The 17,264-nt window shown below is 41.2% G+C and carries 16 protein-coding genes, 2 rRNA genes and 1 riboswitch; of the genes, 13 read left to right on the forward strand and 5 right to left on the reverse strand.

Annotation, left to right across the window (positions count from 1 at the left end; all coding sequences use genetic code 11):
* A 23S ribosomal RNA gene (locus tag DFO72_RS08295) occupies positions 1-298 on the forward strand; the annotation flags it as partial.
* A gap of 122 nt (positions 299-420) precedes the next feature.
* A 5S ribosomal RNA gene (rrf, locus tag DFO72_RS08300) occupies positions 421-537 on the forward strand.
* A gap of 355 nt (positions 538-892) precedes the next feature.
* Here the strand turns inward: rrf and DFO72_RS08305 are convergent.
* The gene (locus tag DFO72_RS08305) at positions 893-1,516 is read right to left on the reverse strand and encodes a LysE family transporter (protein WP_113881241.1); all 624 of its coding nucleotides are present in this window, start codon (positions 1,514-1,516) and stop codon (positions 893-895) included.
* A 237-nt stretch (positions 1,517-1,753) separates the two neighbouring features.
* Between DFO72_RS08305 and DFO72_RS08310 the strand changes: the two genes are divergently transcribed.
* On the forward strand, positions 1,754-1,933 hold the full coding sequence (locus DFO72_RS08310) for an H-type small acid-soluble spore protein (RefSeq protein WP_113881242.1): 180 nt from the start codon (positions 1,754-1,756) through the stop codon (positions 1,931-1,933).
* Between the two features lie 36 nt (positions 1,934-1,969).
* Here the strand turns inward: DFO72_RS08310 and DFO72_RS29375 are convergent, their stop codons facing one another.
* Positions 1,970-2,119 (reverse strand): hypothetical protein, encoded by a 150-nt coding sequence (locus tag DFO72_RS29375; RefSeq protein ID WP_166672443.1) that lies wholly within the window; start codon positions 2,117-2,119, stop codon positions 1,970-1,972.
* Between the two features lie 166 nt (positions 2,120-2,285).
* Between DFO72_RS29375 and DFO72_RS08315 the strand changes: the two genes are divergently transcribed.
* From DFO72_RS08315 to DFO72_RS08335, 6 genes are all read left to right on the forward strand, one after another.
* A complete protein-coding gene (locus DFO72_RS08315; RefSeq protein WP_113881243.1) occupies positions 2,286-2,627 on the forward strand; it encodes a metal-sensitive transcriptional regulator in 342 nt (113 codons plus the stop codon).
* A gap of 17 nt (positions 2,628-2,644) precedes the next feature.
* Positions 2,645-2,851 (forward strand): copper chaperone CopZ, encoded by a 207-nt coding sequence (gene copZ, locus DFO72_RS08320; RefSeq protein ID WP_113881244.1) that lies wholly within the window; start codon positions 2,645-2,647, stop codon positions 2,849-2,851.
* 164 nt (positions 2,852-3,015) lie between these two features.
* Positions 3,016-5,439, forward strand: coding sequence for a heavy metal translocating P-type ATPase (locus DFO72_RS08325; RefSeq protein WP_113881245.1), 2,424 nt, complete (start codon positions 3,016-3,018; stop codon positions 5,437-5,439).
* A 158-nt stretch (positions 5,440-5,597) separates the two neighbouring features.
* On the forward strand, positions 5,598-5,726 hold the full coding sequence (locus DFO72_RS30385; protein WP_258549805.1) for a hypothetical protein: 129 nt from the start codon (positions 5,598-5,600) through the stop codon (positions 5,724-5,726).
* A gap of 126 nt (positions 5,727-5,852) precedes the next feature.
* A riboswitch (cobalamin riboswitch) is annotated at positions 5,853-6,046 on the forward strand.
* Between the two features lie 134 nt (positions 6,047-6,180).
* A complete protein-coding gene (locus DFO72_RS08330; protein ID WP_113881246.1) occupies positions 6,181-8,403 on the forward strand; it encodes a ribonucleoside-diphosphate reductase subunit alpha in 2,223 nt (740 codons plus the stop codon).
* Between the two features lie 11 nt (positions 8,404-8,414).
* Positions 8,415-9,452, forward strand: coding sequence for a ribonucleotide-diphosphate reductase subunit beta (locus DFO72_RS08335; protein WP_113881247.1), 1,038 nt, complete (start codon positions 8,415-8,417; stop codon positions 9,450-9,452).
* 59 nt (positions 9,453-9,511) lie between these two features.
* Here DFO72_RS08335 and bioB read toward each other — a convergent pair whose 3' ends face one another.
* From bioB to DFO72_RS08350, 3 genes are all read right to left on the reverse strand, one after another.
* Complete coding sequence (gene bioB / locus DFO72_RS08340) at positions 9,512-10,504, reverse strand: biotin synthase BioB (RefSeq protein ID WP_113881248.1); 993 nt, start codon at positions 10,502-10,504, stop codon at positions 9,512-9,514.
* Positions 10,505-10,528: 24 nt separating this feature from the next.
* Complete coding sequence (locus DFO72_RS08345) at positions 10,529-11,125, reverse strand: biotin transporter BioY (protein WP_113881249.1); 597 nt, start codon at positions 11,123-11,125, stop codon at positions 10,529-10,531.
* 228 nt (positions 11,126-11,353) lie between these two features.
* Positions 11,354-12,730, reverse strand: coding sequence for a M28 family metallopeptidase (locus DFO72_RS08350; RefSeq protein ID WP_113881250.1), 1,377 nt, complete (start codon positions 12,728-12,730; stop codon positions 11,354-11,356).
* 254 nt (positions 12,731-12,984) lie between these two features.
* Here DFO72_RS08350 and DFO72_RS08355 point away from each other — a divergent pair, with 254 nt between their 5' ends.
* The 4 genes from DFO72_RS08355 (at position 12,985) to DFO72_RS08370 (ending at position 17,232) form a co-directional block, all read left to right on the forward strand.
* Entirely contained in the window at positions 12,985-13,254 is a 270-nt protein-coding gene (locus DFO72_RS08355; protein WP_113881251.1) for a DUF2188 domain-containing protein, read from the forward strand.
* A 426-nt stretch (positions 13,255-13,680) separates the two neighbouring features.
* Entirely contained in the window at positions 13,681-14,433 is a 753-nt protein-coding gene (locus DFO72_RS08360) for a DeoR/GlpR family DNA-binding transcription regulator (protein WP_113881252.1), read from the forward strand.
* A complete protein-coding gene (gene pfkB / locus DFO72_RS08365) occupies positions 14,430-15,359 on the forward strand; it encodes a 1-phosphofructokinase (RefSeq protein WP_113881253.1) in 930 nt (309 codons plus the stop codon). The genes DFO72_RS08360 and pfkB overlap by 4 nt, the downstream gene beginning before the upstream one ends.
* Position 15,360: 1 nt before the next feature.
* Complete coding sequence (locus DFO72_RS08370; RefSeq protein WP_113881254.1) at positions 15,361-17,232, forward strand: PTS fructose transporter subunit IIABC; 1,872 nt, start codon at positions 15,361-15,363, stop codon at positions 17,230-17,232.
* Positions 17,233-17,264: the final 32 nt, after the last annotated feature.

Raw genomic sequence — 17,264 nt, forward strand, 5'->3', positions numbered from 1 at the left:
GTTCGGTCCCTATCCGTCGTGGGCGCAGGAAATTTGAGAGGAGCTGTCCTTAGTACGAGAGGACCGGGATGGACGCACCGCTGGTGTACCAGTTGTCTTGCCAAAGGCATCGCTGGGTAGCTATGTGCGGAAGGGATAAGTGCTGAAAGCATCTAAGCATGAAGCCCCCCTCGAGATGAGATTTCCCATAGCGTCAAGCTAGTAAGATCCCTGAAAGATGATCAGGTTGATAGGTCAGAGGTGGAAGCGTGGCGACATGTGGAGCTGACTGATACTAATCGATCGAGGACTTAACCAAAACGAAAAGCGGAGGCGACTGTTCTAGGAGCCGAAGCTAGACAAGTCATTGGTGAATACTCGGCAAATGCTTCTTCATGCATTATCTAGTTTTGAGGGAACGAAGTTTCTTCAATTACATAGTCCGGTGGCGATAGCGAGAAGGTCACACCCGTTCCCATACCGAACACGGAAGTTAAGCTTCTCAGCGCCGATGGTAGTTGGGGGCTGTCCCCCTGTGAGAGTAGGACGCTGCCGGGCATATGAAAAAGCACCTGATGGGTGCTCTTTTTTGTGTGTTTGGATGCCAATATCTTATTTGGACTCTTCTTTTTAATGGAAAATACAAATTTATGCGTCACTTTTACTCGTATATGTGCCAGAAATGAATTATATGCGTCATTCCATATTTCATCTCCTGTTTTAAGTATTAATTTGTTTTCTTCAAAGAAAAATTGCTAGACATACTAGATAAATTCCCGAACTTGACAGATAACCAAATTAACTGCAAATCAGCTTCAAAAAATTTATAATTTATTTTATCCAGCAGCTCAAATAAATTTGCATCACATAATTATCTGTTTTTTTCACCTTGTCTTAATGGATGGAATATGGATTAAAACAAAAGTTTATAAGCCTGCATCCCAAAATAAATCCCAAAGCCAATCAGCGATAAGCCAGATAATATGGAAATTAAAGCGAGAATTTTTCCGGTTAAAAATCTTCTAAAGCTGCTGGCAACAGCTGCCATCGTTATGTCCCAGAGAAGAAGCCCAGTGAAAATGGCACCGCTGTATAAAATAACATGAGCCTTGTCATATTCGGCTATTGTTTTGGCCAGAATGGAACCATAGATGCCAAGCCAAAACAGTATAGTTAAAGGATTTGACAAAGACATAAGAAAACCAGACATAAAGGATTTAACTTTAGATTCATCTTTGGTTCTATAGCTTGAAACGACTTTTCCGGCACTTATAAGTGTTTCAACTCCTGTGTATACAAGGACGAAAAATCCAAAGCACCATAAGAAAGCTTTCATGAATGGAATCTCAAGAAAGTGTACAACCCCCAAATAAACAGCCGCCATATATATGGCATCTGCTGTCATGGCCCCCAGTCCCACCAGCCAGGCATGGAAAAACCCATTTTTTATTCCTTTATCCAACTGTGCAGCATTGATTGGACCGATTGGCGCTGCAAGCGACAGACCCAAGAAAAGGTAGCTTAGAAATATGCTCATAAGTGTACAGCCCCTAACTCCAAAACCTATTTAAACAAAGTGTATTCAGTGTATTGGAAGGATAGGACAACTTTCAATCCAGAGCAAGTGAACGCGGGTTTGTAAACAGATGACATAGTCCATATAAACCTTGAGCAAAAATCGAAGGCTCACTCACTTTACTTTTTGACAAAGTAAAGCATAAATTTCTCAACCATGCAAAAAATAAAAAATGAAAAATGCAGAGGAGAGTGACTTATGGATGCAAAACGTGTGAAGCAAATTCTTTCATCATCAGCAGATATCGAAGTAAAATACAATGGTGCTTCTGTGTGGATTGACAAGCTGAATGAGGATGGAAGAACAGCTACGGTACATTTGCGCGGTCCACTTGAAGAAAGATCCGAGGTGGAAATTGGAGAACTGTCAGAATTGTAAATATGGTCTTAAGCCGCCATATTGGCGGCTTTTACTCTATATTTCCTGATTGGATTCAGTTTGTGTACGTTCATTTAAATACTGATTCTCAGCAGAAGCAAAGTTTACTGACTGCAGGCTGATATCTTTATCAATCCCATATAGATCTTTGCCCGTGTCTTCTAGATTTTCATGCTTTCTTTTCACATTAGCTGCCTCCTTTAATAAAGTGTTTCCGTTAGTATAAACAGAGATTTTAAATATCATGAAAGGGAAATTGTACATAAAAATCCGTAATTTATTTCATTATGAGTTTAAGTCTTTACATAGGATACCGGGGTATAATATAATAAATATTAAGGAGGCTGATCAAGTGTCTTTTGAATTGGAAAATGAGGATTTATTGTCTGAAAGCTGCTGTTCGATTGAATCGGAGCGAAAAAGTCATCACTCAGAAAAAGTTAAAAAGAATTTGACAACCCGTTTAAATCGGATTGAAGGTCAAATACGCGGAATAAAAGGACTTATTGACAGAGACGTGTATTGTGACGATATAATAACACAAATTTCTGCAACTCAGTCTGCTTTGAATAGCGTAGCGAAGCTTTTGCTTGAAGGCCATTTGAAAAGCTGTGTGGTTGAAAGAATCCACGAAGGCGATGAAGAAGTGCTTGATGAATTTTTAGTCACTATTCAAAAACTAATGAAAAAATAATTGGGGGTTTAATTATTATGGAAAGTGTAACTTTAAAAGTTAGCGGAATGTCATGCGGACATTGTGTAAAAGCGGTAGAAGGCAGTGTCGGCAAACTAAATGGTGTAGATAAAGTAGCGGTTGACCTTGATAAAGGCCAGGTGCAGGTTCAATTTGACTCATCAGCAGTGACACTTGGGCAAATCAAAGAAACAATTGACGATCAAGGCTATGATGTAGAGTAATAGATCGGGAAAGAACGTGTAAATAAAATGCACGTTCTCTTTTTTTAATATATAGGAAACTGTAAAAATGATTAATTTGTCTGGATTTATTTGATTGACAAATAGGGTAGAGGGGTATAGTATATTAAGTGTAAAGAACATCGTTTAATAAAGGAGTGGGAGTTATGGTAGATGCAGCCCTAAAAGAGGTTCACCTTCCAATATCAGGCATGACATGTGCTGCCTGTTCGTCTCGAATTGAGAAAGGCTTATCTAAGCTGGACGGCGTCCAGGAAGCAAGTGTCAATCTTGCTTTAGAAAAAGCATCAATTAAATATAATCCTGAAGTAACTTCTGTAGAAGCTTTTGAGAAAAAAATTGAGGATTTAGGTTATTCGGTTGTGTCTGAGAAAGCAGAGTTCGAATTGCTGGGCATGACTTGCGCTGCTTGCTCTGGAAGGATTGAAAAGGGACTTAATAAGCTTCCAGGCGTCAAACAGGCTGTAGTCAATCTGGCTCTTGAAACTGGCACTGTGGAATATAATCCTGAACAAATCTCCATCCAGGACATGATAATGAAAGTGGAGAATTTAGGGTATCAGGCGAAAGTGAAAATGGATAAAGATCAGGATATCGCAGGTTATCGGGAAAAGGAAATTGAAAAACAAAAAGGCAAGTTTATTTTTTCTTTAATTCTTTCCATCCCTTTATTCTGGTCCATGGTTGGACATTTCGAGTTTACATCATTTATTTATGTTCCCGATATGTTTATGAATCCGTGGGTGCAGCTGGCTCTTGCAGCTCCGGTACAATTTTTTATAGGAAAGCAATTTTATGTCGGGGCATATAAGGCATTAAAAAATAAGAGCGCCAATATGGATGTGCTGGTTGCACTCGGTACTTCTGCTGCTTTTTTCTATAGCTTATACCAATCAATTTTATCAATAGGCAGCAGTGCCCATATGGTGGAACTCTATTACGAAACAAGTGCCATCCTTATAACATTAATAATCTTAGGCAAGCTGTTTGAAGCTCGGGCTAAGGGACGTTCTTCAGAAGCAATTAAAAAGCTTATGGGACTGCAGGCAAAAACAGCAACTGTCTTAAGGGAAGGGGAAGAAATTGAAATTCCCCTTGAAGAAGTCATTACTGGGGAAATCATATTTGTAAAGCCGGGTGAAAAAATTCCAGTTGATGGTGAAATTATCGAAGGACAGTCTGCTTTAGATGAATCCATGCTGACAGGGGAAAGCGTACCTGTTGATAAAACAGCAGGAGACACAGTTATTGGGTCCACCATTAATAAAAATGGGTTCCTGAAAATTAAAGCCACTAAAGTCGGCAAAGATACTGCATTGTCACAGATTATAAAAGTGGTTGAAGAAGCGCAAGGTTCAAAAGCACCCATACAGCGAATGGCAGACAGAATCTCTGGGATATTCGTTCCAATTGTTGTGGCCATAGCAGTGGTTACATTCCTGGTGTGGTATATATGGGTAAGTCCTGGAAATTTTGCAGATGCACTCGAAAAATTGATTGCTGTCCTGGTGATTGCATGTCCATGTGCTCTAGGTCTGGCGACGCCAACCTCTATAATGGCCGGCTCTGGCCGGGCAGCGGAATATGGGGTTCTTTTTAAAGGCGGAGAGCACTTGGAGCTCACGCACGAAATCACTACAGTCGTTCTTGATAAAACTGGAACAGTTACACATGGCAAACCGGTTTTAACAGATGTGATTACGGAAGGCAGCGTTGAAGAAAGGATATTTCTCCAGCTTGTAGGGTCAGCGGAGAAACAGTCTGAGCATCCATTGGCTGAAGCGATCGTAAAGGGAATAAAGGATAAAGGGATCACACTATTTAATCCAGTTGAATTTGAAGCTATTCCCGGGTATGGAATAAAAGCGAAAGTGGATGGCAAAGAGCTTTTAATAGGTACAAGAAGATTAATGGACAAATACGACGTTAATGTCCAATCAGCCAAACTGGAAATGGAAACACTTGAGGAAAACGGAAAAACGGCAATGCTTGTCGCGGTTGATGGCAAATATGCAGGTATCGTGGCCGTTGCGGATACAATAAAGGAAACTTCCAGAGATGCAATCAATCGCTTAAGGAAACTGGGGATTGAAGTCATTATGATTACGGGAGATAACAAACGTACGGCTCAGGCAATAGCTGAGGAAGTGGGCATAGACTCTGCAATTGCAGAGGTTTTACCTGAAGGCAAGGCAGAAGAAGTAAAAAAACTTCAAAACCAGGGGAAAAAAGTCGCCATGGTCGGCGATGGTATTAACGATGCACCTGCACTTGCTGTAGCTGATATTGGAATGGCGATAGGAACCGGTACAGACGTTGCGATGGAAACAGCTGATATTACTCTAATGAGGGGGGATTTAAATAGTATTGCAGACGCCATCCTGATGAGTAAAAAAACCATAAGGAATATAAAACAAAATCTATTCTGGGCATTTGGATACAATACACTTGGCATCCCGGTAGCTGCGTTAGGGTTCCTCGCACCTTGGCTTGCCGGCGCTGCAATGGCGTTCAGCTCCGTATCTGTTGTTTTAAATGCACTTCGTTTACAAAGAGTAAAAATAAAGTGAAACTTCAATTAGCGGGGATGCTTGTTCCCTTCTGATTATTAGTTGAACAAACGGTCCTTTAGGGCAGCTGCCCTCCAGTCATCCTCCCTGAAGTGGGGGCTTACTGCCAGTTAGACTGCGATAAATGAAAAAACGTTTAATTGAAAGGAGCATCTAAAATGAAAAAATGGGCAGGTGCAGCGATTGCTTACCTCGTTCTTGTAATGGCAGGCTATGCTGTATATGATACTTTTTGGGCTACCCAAGAGCCGGTATCTCATGATATTGAAATGGAAAATCATGAATGAGAAGTAAAGAGCAGAGGGAATCCCCCCTGTTCTTTTTCGTGCATTAACGATTTAAAATTTGTAATCTATTTATCTATATGATAGAATCATCTACAATATATAGTATATAATAAAAAGAATAAAAACTACATATAGATCGTGATTGGTGTCCTATGAGGACTTAATAGGGAATTCGGTGTAAAACCGAAGCTGTCCCCGCAACTGTAAGTGCAGACGAAAAGAGCATGCCACTGTACAAAACGCTTCATGGCGTTTGTATGGGAAGGGCTTTTAGTAGAGTGAAGCACAAGCCAGGAGACCTGCCAGGGCGATCGAATGTTTCTTATCTTCGGGGATTGAGATGATGAAACGATCGCGTAATGGCCGTTTATTCATCTTCTGCATGCTATTATACTATCGTTTGATCCGCTCATTTTCCGGGCGGATTTTTATTTTGCCTTTAGGAGGAAGTAAGATGGTCCAAACCATACAACCGATAGAAATTTTAGAAGAACTTAAGACAGAATTTCCACAGCTCGGCATTGGGCAGCTATTAAAAAGGTATGAAGATATGAGCCAGCTCAGAGCGGAGGCAATGTACGACCAGCTTATACTGGATTGTTTATCTTTTATCAGCATTGATGAGCCTGATTGGACTTTTGCCGCGTCACGTCTGCTTCTTAAGAAGCTTTATACTGAGTCAGGAAAAAATAGAGAATGCCTGCCGGATGATTGCTACAAACATTTTTATACGTTAATTGAACGGCTGACGGCTTTGGGAATTTATGAACAGGATTTATTAGATGTGTATTCAAAGCAGGAGATAAATGAACTTGCCCACTTCATAAAGAAAGAAAATGACCGCTTATTTACATATTTGGGGTTGAAAATGCTGGCTGACCGATATCTTGCCAGGGACAAACAGAAAAATCTTTATGAGCTTCCACAGGAGCGGTTCATGATCATCAGCATGGTGCTGATGAAAATGGAGCCGAAGGGTAAGCGGCTTGAACTTATTAAAGAAGCTTACTGGGCAATGAGTGGTTTGTATATGACTGTTGCCACTCCAACACTCGCCAATGCAGGGAAAAACTGGGGACAGCTTTCAAGCTGTTTCATTGAGACCGTTGATGACAGTCTTGATTCTATATATGACAGCAATACCGATATTGCATCACTATCTAAAAATGGAGGCGGAATCGGAGTATATATGGGGAAAATCCGCAGCAGAGGCAGTGATATTAAAGGATTTAAGGGTGCATCTTCAGGTGTGATTCCCTGGATGAAGCAGCTGAATAACACAGCTGTCAGTGTTGATCAGCTTGGACAAAGGCAGGGAGCTATAAGCGTCTATCTGGATGTCTGGCATAAAGATATCTTCTCGTTTCTTGATGCAAAGCTTAACAATGGAGATGAAAGGCAGCGAACACATGATTTATTCACAGGTGTCTGCATTCCGGATTTGTTTATGGAAAAAGTTGAAAGCCGGGGATATTGGTATTTATTTGATCCCCATGAAGTCCGAAAGGTAATGGGCTTTTCATTGGAAGACTTTTATGACGAAGGTGAAGGCGAAGGTTCATTCCGCCAGAAATATAAAGAGTGCATAGATAACCCGAATCTATCAAGGGAAAAAGTGCCTGCTATCGATATAATGAAATCCATCATGAGAAGCCAGCTTGAAACAGGGACACCATTTATGTTTTACCGGGATGAAGTAAATCGGAAAAATGCCAATTCACATTGCGGAATGATTTATTGTACAAACCTGTGCACTGAAATCGTACAAAACCAAAGTGTTACAAAGAGGGTTGAAGAATATACAAGGGATGGGAGAATTATTATCGAAAAACAGCCAGGAGACTTCGTTGTCTGCAATCTTTCATCCATCAATCTTGCAAGGGCCATAAGTGAGGGAGTACTTGAAAGGCTTGTGCCAATTCAGGTGCGAATGCTTGATAATGTCATTGATATTAATAGTATTCCAGTGCCGCAAGGTCAGATCACAAACCAAAAGTACCGTGCGATTGGACTGGGGACATTTGGATGGCACCACCTTCTTGCACTGAAAAAAATCACATGGGAAAGCGAAGAAGCAGAAACATTCGCTGACATTCTATATGAGCAAATTGCTTTTTTAGCGATAAAAAGTTCTATGAGCCTGGCAAAAGAAAAAGGAAGCTATTCAGCCTTTAAAGGTTCTGATTGGGAAACGGGTGCCTACTTTGACAAGCGGGGATATCTGGAGGCAGAGTCAGACATGGACTGGGCTGCATTAAGCAAGGAGGTAAGGGAAAACGGTGTTCGAAATGCTTATTTGCTGGCGGTTGCCCCTAATGCATCAACTGCTTTAATTGCAGGAAGCACTCCAAGTATTGATCCTATATTCAACAAGCAGTATTCCGAAGAGAAAAAGGATTACCGGATCCCTGTGACAGCACCTGATATTAACAGTGAGACCATTTGGTATTATAAATCTGCCTATCATATTAACCAGGAGTGGAGCATCAGGCAGAATGCAAACAGACAAAAACATATAGATCAAGCTATTTCTTTTAATTTCTATATACCTAACCATATTAAAGCAATCGATCTTTTGAATCTGCATCTTTCAGCATGGAAGCAAAAATTAAAAACAACGTATTATATCCGTTCAACTTCATCTGAGGTGGAAGACTGTGAATCTTGCTCAAGCTAAAGGAGGACCTTATGAATACTCTAAAAAAACGGCCAATTATTAATCAATCGGCGCCTAACAAATCAACTTCAATCATCAACGGGGAATGCTCCAATATTCTTAATTGGGATGATGTTCGCTTCTCCTGGGCCTATCCAAAGTATAAAAAAATGCTCGCTAACTTTTGGACGCCCTTTGAAATAAACATGTCACAGGACATTAAGCAATTTCCGGAATTAACGAAAAGTGAACAAGATGCATTTTTGAAAATTATTGGACTGCTTGCATTGCTCGACAGTATCCAGACGGATTATGCCGGAAAAGTGGCTGATAATATTACCGACTCAAGCATATCAGCACTCATGATCATACTTGCACAGCAAGAGGTGATTCATAATCACTCATATTCATATGTTCTATCAAGCCTTGTTCCCAAACAAAAACAGGATGAGGTTTTTGAATTCTGGCGTACTGAACCTATACTAGCTGAAAGAAATGAATTTGTTGTGAACGGATATAAAGATTTTGCTGAGAATCCAAGCGCAGAGAACCTGCTGAAATCTATTGTGTTTGATGTCGTTCTGGAGGGGCTTTTCTTTTATTCAGGCTTTGCATTCTTTTATCACCTGGCCAGAAATCAGAAAATGGTAGCCACCTCAACGATGATTAATTACATCAACCGGGATGAGCAAATCCATGTAGATTTGTTTGTTAAAATTTTCAAAGAAATTCTGCAGGAAAATCCGGAACTTAATACTAATGAATTAAGTGAATTCGTCCAGGAGACTTTTAAGAGAGCTGCTGACCTGGAAATTGAATGGGCCCGCGATGTGATCGGCAGCAAAACAGAAGGCATCTTGCTGTCTGACGTTGAAGCTTATATCAAATTTTATGCCAATGTCCGCTGCAATCAGCTGGGATATGAACGGCCGTTTGAAGGCTATCGGACCAATCCGCTCCGCTGGATAGTAGCTTATGAGCAGGTTGACCATGGGAAGTCCGATTTCTTTGAACAAAAATCGCGGCAATATACAAAAGTTCAAATTGATAATGGGTTTGATGAATTATAAACGTTATCCGGATATATAAAATAAAAAAGATTCTGCTTTGGCGCAGAATCTTTTTTTGATCAGGAGAATACTGGTTCCCCAGATACAAAATCAATCTCAAAACCAAGATCCTTCAGCATTTGGTGATCCGCTGTGCTTTCCTGCCCTGCTGTGGTTAAGTAATCTCCTACGAAAATAGAATTAGCCGGATAAAGCCCAAGCGGCTGAAGGCTCCTAAGATTCACTTCTCTGCCTCCTGATATTCTGATTTCCTTTGATGGATTGATAAAACGCATCAGGCAAAGCACCTTTAGACAATAGCGGGGATTCAAATCATCTGTCCCTTCTAATGGCGTCCCATCAATTGCATGCAAAAAGTTAACCGGGATTGAGTCGGCATCCAGGGCTTTTAGGCTTCTGGCCATCGCTATGACGTCTTCCTTGGTTTCCTTCATGCCAATAATTACTCCGGAACACGGTGAAATACCTGCGTCCTTTATTAATTGGACTGTATTGACTCTGTCCCGATACGTATGGGATGTAGTGATGCTCTCATGATGATTTTCTGAAGTGTTGATATTGTGATTATAGCGGTCGACCCCAGCCTCCTTGAGTTTGTCAGCCTGATCAGGCTTTAGAAGCCCGAGACAGGCACAGACCTTCATGTTATAGTTATCCTTAATTTCTTTAACCGCTGAAACTACTTCATTTAGCTCCCTGTTGCTCGGACCTCTTCCGCTTGCAACGATGCAATAGGTTCCGACATTTAGCTGATGGGCCTGTTTAGCACCTTGGATGATAGATTCCTTATCCACCATCCGGTATTTTTCAATAGGTGCCGTTGAGATGCTCGATTGTGAGCAATAGCCGCAGTTTTCAGGACATATGCCTGATTTCGTATTAATAATCATATTTAATTTAACATGATTGCCATAATGATGATGACGGATTTTATAGGCGCTTTGCAATAAACTCAGCAGTTCTTCATCTGGACAATTTAAAATTTCCATTGCCTCCGAGTCTGTCAGTTCATGTCCTTCCAGAACGTCAATTGTTAGCTGTTGAAAATTCATATGTATCCTCCTTAGTAAAATGGTTTATGCTGCTCGGTTCATTTTTCTGAACTGACTGCTGGCAAATACTCTATGCTCCAGACGATGGGCCATTAACCCGGCAAAAACAGAGAGAATAATGTCTTTTGGAAGGGGGACTGCCATCCACAGCCATGCCATTTGATAGGTAAATCCCTCAGGTGCTGTAAACCAAAGTTTATAGGCCATATACATCCAATTCGTCCCGAAAACATAATTGATCACCATTCCGATTAAAGCTGCAGTAATATACACCGGTACAGATTTTTTCCTTTCTATTAATTTGCCGGTGACATAGGCTGCGAATATAAAAGATAAGATAAAACCGAAGGTGGGGCTTAATAAGGAAGCAAAACCGCCGCCGAATTTTGAAAATACAGGAGCACCTGCAAGCCCGGCAAAAGCATAGACAGCCATAGTAATAGCCCCTAATCGGCTTCCTAAAATAGCCCCTGCCAGAATGGCAAAAAAGGTCTGTAAAGTAATAGGCACTCCCCCAATAACCATAAATGGGACAAATGAAGTGATATTTGCTCCAACCGCCATTAGGGCAACAAACATGCCAGCCAATGTTAAATCAATCGTTCTTAAACCTGACTTCATAAAATGCCTCCTGATAAATTACTATTTATACAATTTAGAATAATAGCAGTAAATATTAAATGTCAACTTATTTTTTATTTTGGTTTACATATATTCGTGTTAAAGTGTGAAAATGGATTATAGGTGAATGCAGGAAGCTAGCGAAGAAAGAAACGGAGGTGAGGTAAAGAGTTTCTTTTTTTGTAATAAACCAGCCGCTGGCTATTAGCCAGCGGCTGGTTAGAGGTATTAGTTATTGCCTTGTGTTTTTTTTCGAACCACATCAAAAAGTCCGGAACCGATAATATCAAGTGCTGATTGCATTCTCTCTGCAGAGATATTATCTTCAATCGTATCCTGTGGAGTATGGTAAACTTTCTCAATATGGTAAACAAGCGGATCCCAGCTGTCTATGCCCATCCAGATAAAAAGGGCAGCAGGAATGCCGGCATTATGGAATGGAACATGGTCACTCGATCCGAATTTGCCTGGGAGAATATCCGAATTGCCCAGGCGTGCCCCAGCTTCACCTGTTGAAGAAGTTACAATGTTTTGGCTGCCGTCTGGTGTCATGGCATATAGGTTTGTCGCCTTGGCATAATTTGTTGCAACCATATCAGGAACAAAAACAGCCTCTATCTGATCTTTTTGTGTCTCTGTTAACTGATCTACATAATATCTTGCTCCTAAAAGTCCGCGTTCCTCAGATCCAAATGCAATGAATTTTAGGGTCTTGTCTGTATTGTATCCTTTATAAACTCTTGCAAGCTCAAGCATTAACCCTACCCCGGAAGCATTATCATTCGCGCCTGGAGCACCCACTACACTATCATGATGAGCACCTAGTATAACCTCTTTTGTATCTTCATCTTTTGATTTAGCTTCCTTGGTTGCAATTACATTTACCGATTTAAGATCTTTATAATGTTTTGCTGTCAGGGAAAGCTCCACTGCACCTTTCTCCATTTGTTCTTTGAGCCATTCACCATGAATATAGGAAGCCCCGAAAACCGGGATATCATATTCTGCAGTAAGGTTAGGATTAAAAGTTTGTCCGTAATTGCCGCGGCTTCCAACGAGGCTTTGGAGTATCACACCAGCTGCCCCTGCCTCAACTGCTTTGGCTACCTGCTCACGGTATCCGGCTGTAGAATCTGCGCGAGCCAGAAGTACAATTTTGCCTTCGGCTCCCTGGAAGTCCTCATTTTCCACAAAGATGACTTCTGCATGAACTGGCGTATCGCTGATTGCCCCGTTTGGTGCTGCGCCCATTTCCCAAACCGTCTCATCTTCGAATGATGCACTGCCAATGAATTGATCTGCTACCGGAAAGTATTGAAATTCAACATCATAGCCATAACTTTTGAGTGTATTTGCAATATACTCTGCCGATTTTTTTTCATTTTCTAATCCGCCAGGTCTTGTCCCAATTTCTTCAGATAGATATCTCACGTGCTCGATAGCCCGTTCAGCATTTACTCTGGCAATAATCTTCTGATCTTGCGAGTGGGATGATTTTCCGTTTTCATTACTTAGCGGGGCAGCATACCCGACTGAGCCAAATGCTAAAGAAGCTGCTAGAGCCGCGGCTAATATCTTGGACGATCTTCGACTGTTTTTTGACATAGTACCCTCCTGAAATCTAGTGTTTTTTCGATTCCCTAACGATTCCTAGTTTAGTAGAAAATGGCATTTTTTGAATAGAGTATTAATTCCTATGGGGTATGCCTATTGTTCCGACACTATGTGTCAAATTTATATAATAAAAGACAATATTTAGTGGTAAGTTACTACTATTTTGAGAACGGGACTGTGTGTTTTTTTTCTTCCTGAGAGGGTAAGTGTTAGATGAAAGTTCACTTATGATAAGGAGGTATAACATGGCAAATCGTAAAAACAACATTCACAGTGATGAACAGGAACAATATTTTAAGGACAGAGCAGGTACAGATGAAGCAAGATTCCATGTAGTACCGCACGATGAGGAAGGGTGGGCAGTCAAAAAAGAAGGGCAAAACGAGCCTGAGTTTACTGCGGAAACACGTTCAGATGCAGTGGAGAAAGCGAAGAGTATGGCAGAGGAAGCAGGCACAATGGCAATCCTGCATAATGAGAATGGAAAAATTGAGGATTTAGTAAATTATGAATAAATAAACTGTCCTACAGACGGGCACTGCCATTGAGCGGTGCTCTTTTTTGTTCTGGCAGGCTAATAAAAAAGATCCTATTTCCAAAACAAAAAAATTCCGCTTTCAAAAAGAAAGCGGATCAAAAAAGAGACCTTGGAACGAGTTAATTCTTAAAATGAAACAATATATAGTAGCTGTGGTTATTCAAGAAACTATATATTGTTATTTTTGATTCTAGCATAATCAAATCAATAGAGCAAACTATTATTTTAATATATTTAAAATATTCTATTATTTCCATAATTAAAGAGTTAATAATCACAAAACAATCAAAAACGTTCAATTTTTGATTACTTTTGATTGTTTTTGGATGAAAATGATTGATTTTTGCAATCGGTTTCAGTATTATGTAATCAAGAGGAGCAACACATTCCAGGGGGTGATGTTTTGTTAACGCCAGAGCGCCACAAATTGATTCTGCAGCTTTTAAAAGAAAAAGGTGTAGTAAAAATTCAGGATCTCGTTGATATGACAGAAACATCGGAATCTACAATCAGAAGGGACCTGACTCAGCTTGAGGAAGGAAAATACTTAAAAAGGATACATGGAGGGGCTGCCAGGCTTCAGGGAAAGCTTCAGGAACCCAGCATGTCTGAAAAATCCGCAAGAAACCTTCAGCAAAAGCGCCAAATTGCCCAATATGCCGCAAGTCTTGTTGAAGAAGGTGATTCCATCTATTTGGATGCAGGCTCGACAGTTACTGAAATGATTCCCTTCTTGCCTGCAAAAGAAATTGTAGTAGTAACCAACGGATTAATGCATATCAACACATTGCTGGAACGAAATATAAAAACGTTTTTAATTGGCGGTTTTGCCAAGAGCCAGACAAAAGCTATCATTGGAAGGGGAGCATTGGCCAGCCTGGAAAATTATCGATTTGATAAATGCTTTATGGGGGTTAATGGCATCCATCCTCAATTCGGCTACACCACACCGGATCAGGATGAGGCCATGATTAAGCAAATGGCCATTTCGCTTTCAAGGGAGGCATTCGTGCTTGCCGATGATACGAAGTTTTCAGAAATCGCGTTTGCCAAGATTGCCGATTTGCATAAAGCAGCAATTATTACAAATGAACTGAATGAGGATCAGCAAGAGCCTTATATCAGCAAAACTACAATAAAGGTCGTGACAGCATGATACACACATTGACGCTAAATCCGTCAGTGGACTACATCTTAGAATTGGATGAGATAATAGTCGGCGGTCTTAACCGCATGCAGCATGATACAAAGTTTCCTGGAGGAAAAGGGATAAATGTTTCCAGAGTGCTGAACAGAATGGATGTTGAAAGCAAGGCTCTTGGCTTTGCAGGCGGATTTACAGGAGATTATATTCTTGATTGCTTAAACAAGGAGAATATTCAAACTGACTTTGTCCAGGTTGCTGATGACACAAGAATCAATGTAAAGATCAAGACAAAGATGGAAACAGAAATCAATGCCAAAGGGCCGGCCATTTCAGGAAGGAATTTCGAGGATCTTAAAAATAAGATCCGCAGCCTTTCAGAAGAAGATTTGCTTGTCCTGGCTGGCAGTATTCCTTCTACTTTGCCTGAATCAACTTATGAAGAGCTGGTAAGAATTTGTTTAGAAAACGGGACGGCTTTTGTGGTGGATGCAGAGGGAGAGCTACTGAAAAAGGTCCTTCCATACAAACCGTTTTTAATAAAGCCCAATCACCATGAATTAGGTGAAATATTCGAGACAGAATTTACTTCCGCAAAAGAAGTTATCCCATATGGACGGAAACTTGTAGAAATGGGCGCACAGAATGTAATTGTTTCATTAGCCGGCAAGGGAGCGGTCTTGATTTCTGATGAAGCAGCATATATTTCAAGCGTTCCAAATGGTGAAGTGAAAAGTTCTGTAGGTGCTGGCGATTCTATGGTAGCCGGTTTTCTTGCAGCTTATGAAAAATACAAAAATATAGAAAAGGCTTTTCAATACAGTGTTGCTTCCGGAAGCGCTACGGCTTTTTCACTTGGTCTTTGCAGTAAGGAAAAAGCAGAGGAATTGCTTTCTCAGGTTTCGATTGAAAAGATCAGCCTAAAAGGGGAGATTTAGGATGAGAATAACAGAATTACTGACAAGGGATACGATTTTGCTCTCATTGAGCGGAACAGGCAAAATGGATGCCATAAATGGATTGGTAAACCAGCTTGATCAAGCGGGAAAGCTTCATGACAGTTCTGCCTTTAAGAATGCCATTTTAAAAAGAGAAGAACAAAGCACAACAGGTATAGGTGACGGAATAGCCATTCCGCATGCAAAAACTGGTGCGGTCAAGGAGCCTGCTATTGCATTCGGCAAATCAGAAGCAGGGGTGGATTATGAATCACTTGACGGTCAGCCCGCACACCTATTCTTTATGATTGCAGCCCCGGAAGGAGCAAACAATACACATCTGGAAGCTCTATCCAGGCTTTCATCGATACTAATGAACGAGGAAGCACGAAAAAAGCTCCAAAATGCTTCGTCTGCAGACGAAGTTATTGGAATTATAGACAGCTATGACGAGACAGAAGAAGAGGAAGTCCAAAATATTGCAGACAGTAAACGATTTGTTGTTGCTGTAACAGCCTGCCCAACAGGAATTGCCCATACTTATATGGCGGCTGATTCCCTAAAAGCCAAGGCAGCTGAAATGGGTGTTGATATTAAAGTTGAAACAAATGGCTCCAGCGGTGCTAAAAATATTCTGACTCCAGAAGAAATCGCGAATGCGGCAGCAGTTATAGTCGCAGCAGATACAAAGGTTGAAATGGAGAGATTCAGCGGGAAGCATGTCCTTGAAACGGCAGTTGCTGATGGCATCCGAAAACCTCAGGAACTAATCGAAAAAGCGCTGAAGCAGGATGCGCCGCTATACAAGGGCAGAAGCGCGGACAGCCGCGGAAATGCAGATAATAAAAAAGAACAAAAAGCAGGAGTTTATAAGCATTTGATGAATGGTGTTTCCAACATGCTTCCATTTGTTGTTGGCGGCGGAATACTCATTGCCATTTCCTTCATGTTCGGATATAAAGCAGCAGATCCTAATGATCCGTCGTATCATCCTATCGCAGAAGCTCTGATGACCATTGGGGGAGGAAATGCATTTGGATTGATTGTTCCAATCCTTGCAGCGTTCATTGCCATGAGTATTGCTGACCGTCCTGGCTTCGCTGCGGGCGCAGTCGGCGGCATGATGGCAGCATCTGGAGGCGCTGGATTCCTTGGCGGCATCATAGCCGGATTCCTTGCAGGTTATGTAGTAGTTGGTTTGAAAAAGGTTTTTGCTGGCCTGCCTTCATCACTTGAAGGAATTAAAACGATTTTGCTCTATCCGCTTTTTGGAATTGCGATCACGGGATTGCTGATGCTTTATGTTGTCAACAAACCAGTTGGCGCATTAAATACTGCTATCACCGAGTGGCTTTCAGGTCTTGGTACTGGAAATGCTGTCTTGCTTGGAGTAGTCCTTGGACTGATGATGGCATTTGATATGGGCGGCCCGGTTAATAAATCGGCTTATGTATTTGGTACAGGACTGCTTGCAAATGGAGTATATGAACCTATGGCAGCCATTATGGCGGCGGGTATGGTTCCGCCTCTTGCCATCGCACTTGCTACCACTTTATTCAAAAATAGATTTTCAAAACAGGAACAGGATGCAGGAAAAGCAAATTACATTATGGGATTTTCGTTTATCACAGAAGGAGCAATTCCGTTCGCAGCAGCAGATCCATTGCGTGTCATCCCGTCCATTATGGCAGGATCAGCCGTGGCAGGTGCCATCTCAATGATGGCTGGAATCGGATTAAGGGCGCCGCACGGAGGAGTCTTTGTCGTCCCTCTCGTCGATGGCCCATGGGGAATCTACCTTGCAGGAATAATAGCAGGTGCTCTATTGTCTGCGATCCTTATAGGGTTCCTGAAAAAACCGCTAAATAAATAATGAATAAATCAAAGCCGGTACTTAATGTATCG

The sequence above is a fragment of the Cytobacillus oceanisediminis genome, assembly GCF_004366035.1.
Lineage (GTDB): Bacteria > Bacillota > Bacilli > Bacillales > Cytobacillaceae > Cytobacillus > Cytobacillus oceanisediminis_C.